This is a genomic window from Actinomyces oris (assembly GCF_006546825.1).
Classification (GTDB): Bacteria; Actinomycetota; Actinomycetes; order Actinomycetales; family Actinomycetaceae; genus Actinomyces; species Actinomyces oris.
Genome location: NZ_VICC01000011.1, coordinates 96,205 through 96,530, shown reverse-complemented (window position 1 = coordinate 96,530; position 326 = coordinate 96,205). Strand labels below are relative to the sequence as shown.

Here is a 326-nt window from a genome sequence, read left to right as displayed (position 1 = left end):
GTCTCCCCGGGTGGTTACCGTGAGAGGTTGTGGGGTGCGCGGGTGAATGTGTCCACGCACCTTCCCCGGACTGGGGGGAAGCCAGTGATTCGACGCCGGTAGCGTCAAGTCGCCAGAGTCGCTCGCGCGAAAGATGAATCAGGTGGTGTGGCCCTGTGTGTTGGGATATTGCAGATTAGTAGCAGCGGCAGGAGGTCTTGAGCGCTCCTCCGCAGTATCCGCCCCGGTATCCGGAGTGCCTGCAGTGGCGGTCGCACGGAGACTCATCGGTGGGGCAGTTATATTCTGCGCCTTCGGTAGGAGGGTGCGTCTCTGAATGAAGAGCC

General features: G+C 61.7%; 1 protein-coding gene. It reads right to left on the bottom strand.

Features of this window, described 5'->3' with window-relative positions:
* Nucleotides 1-175: 175 nt before the first annotated feature.
* A partial coding sequence (locus FK267_RS13265; RefSeq protein WP_141407492.1) for an actinodefensin occupies nt 176-326 on the bottom strand: 151 nt, incomplete at its 5' end.